Below are 8,940 nucleotides of genomic sequence, written 5' to 3'. Positions count from 1 at the left end.
GCCACGATCAGGGCATGCACGTGGTGCTGGTCCAGCAAGACGGCGACCTGCCCCAGCGGGGCGTCGGGCCGGCAGGTGATCAGACCCGGGTGCATCAACTCTCGAACCAGACTAGCCATGGCGTTCTCCTGCCAGCGCGGCAGCCCGCGCCCTTTGAGTGATCCAACAGCCCTTCGTCCCGGGCTAGGGGGAGTTAGTCGACTTCATCAACTTCCTTGTACCACTTGACCCGATCGCCGACGCGGGCACGCAGCCGCCAGCCCATAGTTTTGGGGGCTGCCTCAATTCGCGCCAGCGCTTTGTCAATCTGGCCGGCCAAGCGGGCCTTGTCGCCGGCCTCCAGCGCGGCGTAGCCCTGCGCCAGAACTTTGACCTTGTCCAGGTTCATGGTCACGGTGCGCCACAAACCCCAGTCATCGCCGCACATCTGGCCAATGCGGCTCATGTTGATCGTTTCCTGATCGTCGTCACCCAGTTCATGCTCCAGCAGCAACAGGATCGTGTCGATCACATCCTTCTCGTTGATCTTCACGATCTGCATCTTCTCCAAGACCATTTCGGCCAGCGGGATGGTGGGCGAGTCGACCTCGAGCCGGCCGTCCCACGGGATGGGGTGGCAGAAGTCCAACTTCTCGTAGAACACATCCACGTGCATCCCGGAGGCGCCGTTCTCGAAGATCGCCCGGCTGCCCTCGCTGACGACGAACACCTCTCGCTGTTCGCTATATCCCAGCTGCTCCATCAGGGCCCGGACCTGCTTGGTCTCGCGCGAATACCCGGCAAAGTCGATGTCGGTGTAGGCCCGGCCCATCTTCTCCTGCAGGAAGCCGTACTTCGGGCAGTGGATCTGGAAGGCGAGCGAACCCAGCAGCCGCAGGGTCACGCCCCCCTGATTGCCGGCCTCGACGATGCGCTGCACCTCGTTCTCGAAGCGCTCTCGCTCCGATCGGTCCTGGGGAGCCATGCCGACAGCTTCTATAGACATGCGTCGAGATCCTTCTGGCCGGGGGTGGCAGGCGAGCGGAGTTGAGCGCATTATACCCTATAACTTGCAAAACCCAGCAAACTCCCTCATAATAATTGCGTAGCTCCTGCTGGTTCCATCACATTCGCTCACGCTGGTACTGCTGTCCTAGGAAGGACAACCCACGGTGAGCCGAGCGCTCATACCCGCTCAGCGTCGGCAGATGATCCAGAACTACCTCGAGAGCCACCGCGTCGCCCGCCTGGCGGACCTGGTGGATCTCCTGGGGACGTCGGAGGCGACCGTCCGCCGCGACCTGGAGTGGCTGGAGGCCCAAGGCATCGCCGAGCGCACCCGCGGCGGGGCCATTCTCACCCAGCGCCTGCCGACCGAGCCGATATTTTCGGCTAGTGCTCTCTTCCACCCTGAGGAGAAGGACTGGATCGGCCGCGCCGCCGCTGCCCGCGTTCAGAGCGACATGACGGTCTTCATCAACAGCGGCACAACCACCGACGCCCTGCTGCGCCACTTGCGCGCCCGGGTGGATCTCAGCAACATCATCCTGGTGACCAACAACCTGCGGGCTGCGGCCGAGCTCTGGGAGCCCGGGATCGAGATCCTGATCCTGGGCGGCGCCTACAGCGGGCGCGCCCAGTCGGTCGTCGGTCGCTTCGCCGCCGACATGCTGCGCCAGCTCGGCGCCGATCTGGCGTTCATCGGCGTCGACGGCGTCAGCCCGAAGTACGGGGTCACCACCCCCAGCACCCAAGAGGCCGAGATCGGGCAACTGATGGTCAGCCGCACCCGAGGCCAGGTGTACATCGTCGCCGACCACAGCAAGTGGGGGGTAGTCTCCAACTACGAGATCGCCCGCCTAGAACAGATCCACGGCCTAGTCGTTGACACCGGCCTGCAGGCCGGGCCCAGGACCGAGCTGGAAGCGCGCGGCCTGGAGGTCGTGCTGGCCGGCCCGGATGGGGAGGACACCCAATCCGTCGGCCCCATCCCCCGCGAGGAGAGCGCGCATGCCCCTGTTTGGCAAGAAGACCGATAAGAAGGCGACCAAGCTGTTCTTCGCCACCGATGTCCACGGCTCGGAGCGGACGTACCGCAAGTTCCTCAACGCCGGCAAGTTCTATGGCGCCGACGTGTTGATCATGGGCGGCGACATCATCGGCAAGATGGCGATCCCGATCATCCGCGAGGGCCCTGGCCGCTATCGGGCCACCCTGCAGGGCACGGTCCAGCACATCGAAGGCGATGAGAGCCTGAAGACGCTCACCGACCGGATCGGAATGCTCGGGTTCTACAGCCGGGTGATGAGCGAAGAGGAATACCGCGCCCTGGCCGCCGATCCTCAAGCTGTGGATGCTCTCTTCCATGATCTGGCCCGCCAGCGGCTCACCGCCTGGATCGAGCTCGCCGAGCAGCGCCTGGCCGGCACGGGGATCAGGGGCTACGTCACCGGCGGCAACGATGACTATGTCGACGTGCTGGCCGTGCTGAAGGATTCCTCCGCCGAGAACATTGTTGACTGCGAGGGCAAGGCGGTCCCGATCGACGACGAACACACCATGCTCAGCATTGGCTTGAGTACCCCCACACCCTGGAACACTCCGCGCGAGGTATCGGAGGAGGAAATGTGGGCAGAGATCGACAAGATGACCTCCCGGGCCCCCGACCTCGGCAAGGCCGTCTTCAACTTCCACGATCCGCCCATTGATTCGAGCCTCGACACATGCCCGATGCTGGATTGGACCAAAGACCCGCCAACGCAAATCTTCAAGGCGGGCCAGGTTGTGCTGCACGGCGCCGGGAGCAAGTCGGTACGGAGAGCGGTTGAGACTTTTCAGCCGCTCCTGGGGCTGCACGGCCACATCCACGAATCTGCAGGGGTTGCCAAGATCGGTCGCACGGTGTGCATCAACCCCGGCAGCGAGTATGGTGAAGGCATCCTGCGCGGCGTGCTGGTCACGCTGCGTGCCGGCGAAATCGACGGCTATCAGCTGACGTCCGGCTGAGGCTTGGGACGCGAGCAGGTTGATGAATCATGCCCTTCTCACAGAAGGGAACCCCACCGGTCGTGGTTGGGGCTTTTCATCGGCCTCTTGAAGGAGGAGGTGTCTATAGGAGCTAGCAGGCGGAGAGGGTTCCGAATCTAGTCGCCAAAATCAGGAATGGAGGAAACGTGATGGCTAGTATCGCCGCAACCCCTGAGGTCTTTACTCGCAAGGCCTCCGGCCTGATACGGGTCATGTCTCCGTATTCGGCATTCGTCTACAACATCTTGACCATGGGCCTGATCTTCCCCTGGACCTATCTATGGGCGCCGGGTGCCCTGCCGGGCGGCAAGATGGTCTGGGGCATCCTGCTGGCCATGCTGATCGAAATCCCGATCGCCTTCGCCTACGTCTGGCTCTCCACCGCCCTGCCTCGCTCAGGCGGCGACTACGTCTTCGAGAGCCGCGTCTTCGGCGGCGGCACCGCCTTCACGGTGGTGATGTCGGGCTACGTGATCTGGATCCTGCAGTGGGTGGCCCTCTCCGGCTGGCTGCTGGCTTACCTGGGCTTCGCGCCCTTGTTCCTTGGACTGGGCGCGACCCTGGGCATTCCATCGCTGTCCGCTCTCGGCGTGTGGTTCACCCAATCCACCGGGATCATCATTGTCAGCATCCTGAACGCCCTGGTCGCCATGATCATCCTGTGCAGCGGTTTCAAGAACTACGTCCGGTTCCAGTGGGTGATGTGGTACGTCGTGCTGGCGGCCTTCGCCACGATGTTCGCCGTGCTCTTCATGACGCCGGCCAGCCAGTTCGTCGAACGGATCAACGCCTTCTCGGTGGCCAGTGGCGGCGTGGAGAACTTCTACGAGACCGCCATCGCCGCCGTGACCGGAGCCGGCATCGACATCAATCCGCCGTTCAGCATGATCGCCACCCTGCTGGTGGCCCCGATCGCCTGGACCTCGTTGCAGTGGGCGACGTACTCGGCCCAGCAGAACGGCGAGATCAAGGACGCCCGCTCGTTCAAGAGCCAGTCCTTCATCATCGTCGGTTCGCTGATCGTGACCGGCCTGCTGCTGGCGCTGCTGGCCGTCGGCCTGGAGAAGGTGGCCGGCGCCCAGTTCATGTACGTGGCCGGCGCCGGCTACTGGTCTGGGATTCCAGAAGCCACGATCAACGGCTTCTACCTGTGGCCGAACATGCTGGCTGTGGCCATGGCCGCCAGCCCGATCATCGTTCTGATCATCGGCCTGGGCTACTTGCTCAACTCGCACCAGATCGTGCACAACTGCTACATCGGCATGACCCGCATCATGGTGGCCATGAGCCTCGACCGCCTGCTGCCGGAGTGGTTCAGCCGGGTGAATGAGCGCTACCACACCCCGGTCAACGCTCACCTAATCTACTTCCTGGCCAGCATCCCGGTCATCCTAGCCTACAACTTGGTGCCCGGGTGGGTCGGCTTGACGCTGGGCGTCACCTTCGCCTGTGGCTACGTGTTCATCATCACCTGCCTGGCCGGCGCCCTGCTGCCCTACCGCGCCAAGGAAGTCTACGAGGCCTCGCCCGGCGCCAAGTACACGGTCAACGGCTTCGTCGCCCTGCTCTTCACCCTGCTGGGCGTGCTGGCCTTCATCGCCGCCGCCTGGGTTCTGGCGCCGCAAGCCTTCGCCAGCTACCCGACCCTGATCTGGGTGGTGCGCCTGCTCACGATTGTGGGCGTGGTGTTGTTCCTGTATCCGATGCGCAAGCATCTGGGTGGTTGGGCACGTGGTCAGAAGGCGCCCTGGCTCTCAGCCCTGGGCATGCTCGGCGGCGGGTTCGGCGGCGCGATGGTGGTCGCCTTCCTGCTCGCCCCCGCGCTGGGCGTGCTTGGCAACTGGGACTTCTCAGCGTTGCCGGGCAGCCTGTGGGCTCAGATCATCGCCTTCGGGATCATCATCCTGTGCGCAATCTGGTACGTGATCGTCAAGAACAGCCAGAAGACGCGCGGCATCAACGTCGACTTCGCCTTCAAGGAGATTCCACCCGAGTAGTACTGGCTCCCCAAAGGGGCCGGAGGCCGTGCCCTCCGGCCCCTGCGCGGGACCTCAACCCACCCAGATCGGTTGAGGTCCGGTGCAGGGATCGTGAGGCGACAGCTCTCTCGATTCCAGGAGGACTCGATGAAAGACCAAGCCAGAGTTGTCGTCGTCGGCGGCGGCATCATGGGCGTGAGCGTCGCCTACCACCTGGCCAAGATGGGCTGGACCGATGTCGTGCTGCTCGAGAAGGGCGAAATCGCCAGCGGCGAATCCGGCTGGGCGGCGGGGTTGGTGACCCAGTTCCACACCTCTCCCACCCTGATGCAGATCCGCAAGTACAGCCTCGACCTGTTCAGTGAGCTTGGCCTGATTCGCCACGTGGGCAGCCTGCGCCTGGCGTCGAGCGAGGCCCAGCTCAAGGAACTCCAACGCAACGTCAGCCAGGCGCGCGCCATCGGCCTGGAAGTGGACGTCATCGGGCCGGATGAGGCCCTCAGCCATTTCCCAGCGATCTCCAAGGAGAACCTGTACGGCGCCTTCTACATTCCGCGGGACGGCCACCTCGACCCTTACCTGACAACCACCGACCTGGCACGGCGCACCCGCGAGATGGGCGTGACCGTGTACACCGACACCCGCCTGACCGGGATCGAACTGACCCCGGGCGGCGAGATCGCTCGCGTCCTGACCGACAAGGGCGCCATCCGTACCGAGATCGTCGTCAACGCCGCCGGGCTGTGGGGACCGCAGGTGGCGGCCATGGCCGGCCTGCACATCCCGACCACCCCGGTGGACCACCAGCACATCGCCCTCAAGGCAGTTCCCGGCTATGAGCTGCCGCACGACACGCCCTGCCTGCGCGATCCGGACAACCTGGTCTATCTGCGCGAGGAGAATGGCGGGCTGGTCGTCGGCGGGTACGAACTCAACCCGACCGCCCGCTGGGTCGACGGCACGCCGTGGGAGCACGGCGGCAAGGCGCTGCCGCCCGACTACGATCAGTTCGAGCCACTGCTGGAGGGGGTGATTCGCCGCATTCCCCATCTCGAGCGGGCCGAAATCATCACCCTGGTTCGCCATCCAGGCGCGTACACGCCCGACAGCCGGCCGCTGCTGGGCCCGCTCCCCGGGGTGCGCGGCTTCTGGTGCGCCGCAGGCCTGTCACTCAACGGCTACGGCGGCGCCGGCGGCATGGGCAAGCTGCTCGCCGAATGGATCATCGAAGGCGAGCCCTCGCTCGACGTCTTCGGCTTCCACGCCTGGCGCTTCGGCCGCTACTACGCCGATCCCACCTACGCCGCCGAACGGACCCGGGAAGGGGTCAAGTACTACTACCTGCTGCGCTATCCGAATGACGAGAACGAGTGGGCACGGCCGCGGCGCCTCAGCCCGGTGCACCAGCGCCTGCAGGAGCAGGGTGCGGTGTTCGGGGAGAAGAATGGCTGGGAGCGGGTGAATTTCTTCCAGCCGGGAAAGGCCTGGCGCAGGGCCGGCGCCGACCAGCGCGGCTGGGGATGGACCCGCCCGCCGTACTTCGACCGGGTCGCCCAGGAACACCAGGCCGTGCGCGAACGCGTCGGCCTGTTCGACATGACCTCGTTCGGCAAGATCGACCTGCGCGGCCCCGGTGCGCTGCCGCTGCTCCAACGCCTGGCGGACAACCAGATCGATGTCCCAGCCGGCAAGGCGGTCTACACCCAATTCCTCAACACCCGCGGCGGCGTCGAGACAGACGTGACCATCACCCGCCTCGAAGAAGACTACTTCCGCATCGTCACCGGCTCGAATTTCATCGGCAACGACCTGGGACTCGTGCGCATGGGCCTGCGCCCCGACGATCCCCCGGTCGAGATTCGCGACGTCACCGAGGAATATGCCGTCATCGGCCTGTGGGGACCGCGCGCCCGCGACCTGCTGCAGGCGATCTCCGAAGGCGACCTCTCCAACCAGGCTCTGCCCTATATGTCCGCCAAGGCGATCGAAGTCCGCGGGGCACCGGCTTACGCCCAGCGCGTGACCTATGTCGGCGAGCTGGGATGGGAGCTGTATGTTCCCTATGCCCGGGCCATGCAGGTGTGGGACGCCATCTGGGCCGAAGGCCAGAAGTACGACCTCCAGCCGGGTGGCTACAAGGCGCTCGACTCGCTCAGGCTGGAGAAGGCCTACCGATATTACAGCATGGACGTGACCAAGACCGAGAACCCGTACATGGCCGGACTCGGCTTCTGTGTCCGCCTCGACAAGGGGGAGTTCATCGGCCGAGAGGCGCTGGCCAAGATCAAGGCGCAGGGCGTTAGCCAGAAGCTGTGCACCCTGACGATCGGCGAGCAGGAGTATCTCCCGCTCTACGGCGGTGAGGCCGTTCTATCCGGCAAGCAGGTCGTGGGTCGGCTGCGCAGCGCCGGGTACGGCTTCACCGTCAAACGCAACATTTCCTACAGCTACCTGCCGCTCGACCTGGCCAAGCCGGGCACGAAGCTGCAGGTCGACTTCTTCGGCGATCTGGTCCCGGCCAGCGTGGCCGCCGACGTCCTGCACGATCCCAAGGGCGAACGGATCCGCAGCTAGCCCGACCTCACCCGCCCCCGGCGCGGCCTACCACCGTCGCGCCGGGGGCGGCCGCATACGTCACAAGGCGGAGGCACCATGTCCATCGGTATCGACCAGGTCATCGCCGCCATTCCGGACTGGCAGGGGAAACAGGCTGTCTGGCAGCCGCTTGCGGGCGGCCTGACCAACGCCAACTTCCGCGTCGAAGTCGATGGCACGCCCTACTTCGTTCGCATCCCCGGCGCCAGCACCGATTTGCTGGCCGTGGATCGGGCCAATGAGGCCCACAACACCAAGGCCGCCGCCCGGGCCGGCGTCGGTCCCCGGGTGATCCACCATCTACCCGAGGTCAACGTCCTGGTGCTCGAGTTCATCCAGGGACAGACCATGTCCAACCAGGCGCTTGCCGCCTCCGGCATGCCAGGGCGGATCGCTCAGTCCTTGCGCCGCCTGCACGCCGGGCCGCGCTTCCTCACAGACTTCAATATGTTCCGCCTGGTCGAGTTCTACTTGGAGATGGTGGACGAACATCAAGTCCGGATCCCGGAAGGGTACCGCCAGCGGCTCCCGACCGTCGGCGAGATCGAGCGGGCCGTGACGGCCCGGGCGCTGCCGACGGTCCCGTGCAACAACGACCTGCTGGCCGAGAACTACATCGATGATGGAGCGACACTCAGGCTGATCGACTTTGAATATAGCGGCAACAACGACCCTTGCTTCGAGTTGGGCAACACCTGTCAAGAGCTGCAGTACGACGCCGGCCGCATGGCCGAGTTGTGCGCCGCCTACTTCGGCGAAGCCAGGCGCCACCTGTTGGCGCGGATGCGCCTGAATGCTTTGATGTCCGACGTCGGTTGGACGTTGTGGGGGGCGATCCAAAACAAGGTCTCGAAGATCGACTACGATTTCTGGGCTTACGCCCAGGGCCGGTGGGATCGAGCCCAGTCGATCATGGCTTCCCCCGATTTCGACGTCTGGCTGAAGGACGCCGAGCGGAACGATTGACCCGCGTGGCCGCTGCCGGCGCGAAGTTCCCCACCCAACTGCCCCGTGCCCCGCGCCGCCCTTCCCTCTCGCGAGAGCGTGGGGCTGCACGAAGGAACGCTGCCTGTCTGCGCATGGGCGATCCCTGCCCGCGCTGCCGGGATTGGCGCCTCGACTACAACGGCCTGATCCAGCTATCTTGCCCGCGCTGCAGCAATGTCGCCGACCCGGGCGGGTCTACCTGATAGCACCTCCGGCCCGGGCGCGCCCCGGCACAAGCCAGCAATCAGCCCCGGCAATGCCGGGGCTGTCGCTTTGTCAGGCCATACCAGGGAGGGCTATCCCTCCATCCGCTCCTGGCGCCGCCGCTCGCGCCGCGCGGCGCGGTCGTCCCCCGGGGCTGCCGCCGGCCGCT

General features: G+C 65.2%; 6 protein-coding genes. 5 read left to right on the top strand and 1 reads right to left on the bottom strand.

Going from position 1 to position 8,940, the window contains the following annotated elements:
• Positions 1–193 precede the first annotated feature (193 nt).
• Entirely contained in the window at positions 194–985 is a 792-nt protein-coding gene (locus MUO23_14775; GenBank protein MCJ7514214.1) for a hypothetical protein, read from the bottom strand.
• Positions 986–1,151: 166 nt separating this feature from the next.
• Here MUO23_14775 and MUO23_14770 point away from each other — a divergent pair, with 166 nt between their 5' ends.
• The 5 genes from MUO23_14770 to MUO23_14750 all read left to right on the top strand — a co-directional run bounded on the left by MUO23_14770 (position 1,152) and on the right by MUO23_14750 (position 8,546).
• Entirely contained in the window at positions 1,152–2,018 is an 867-nt protein-coding gene (locus tag MUO23_14770) for a DeoR/GlpR family DNA-binding transcription regulator (GenBank protein ID MCJ7514213.1), read from the top strand.
• Positions 1,990–2,985 carry a hypothetical protein gene (locus MUO23_14765; GenBank protein MCJ7514212.1) on the top strand — a complete coding sequence of 332 codons (996 nt, stop codon included), beginning with the start codon at positions 1,990–1,992 and terminating at the stop codon, positions 2,983–2,985. Before MUO23_14770 ends, MUO23_14765 begins: the two co-directional genes overlap by 29 nt.
• A gap of 170 nt (positions 2,986–3,155) precedes the next feature.
• Complete coding sequence (locus tag MUO23_14760; protein ID MCJ7514211.1) at positions 3,156–5,003, top strand: APC family permease; 1,848 nt, start codon at positions 3,156–3,158, stop codon at positions 5,001–5,003.
• Positions 5,004–5,132: 129 nt separating this feature from the next.
• Positions 5,133–7,559 (top strand): FAD-dependent oxidoreductase, encoded by a 2,427-nt coding sequence (locus tag MUO23_14755; GenBank protein MCJ7514210.1) that lies wholly within the window; start codon positions 5,133–5,135, stop codon positions 7,557–7,559.
• A 78-nt stretch (positions 7,560–7,637) separates the two neighbouring features.
• Entirely contained in the window at positions 7,638–8,546 is a 909-nt protein-coding gene (locus MUO23_14750; protein ID MCJ7514209.1) for a phosphotransferase, read from the top strand.
• Positions 8,547–8,940: the final 394 nt, after the last annotated feature.

It is taken from the genome of Anaerolineales bacterium, from assembly GCA_022866145.1.
In the GTDB taxonomy this organism is placed as follows: domain Bacteria; phylum Chloroflexota; class Anaerolineae; order Anaerolineales; family E44-bin32; genus PFL42.
Note: the sequence above shows the minus strand (reverse complement) of the source record. Positions and strands in the feature narration are given on the sequence as shown.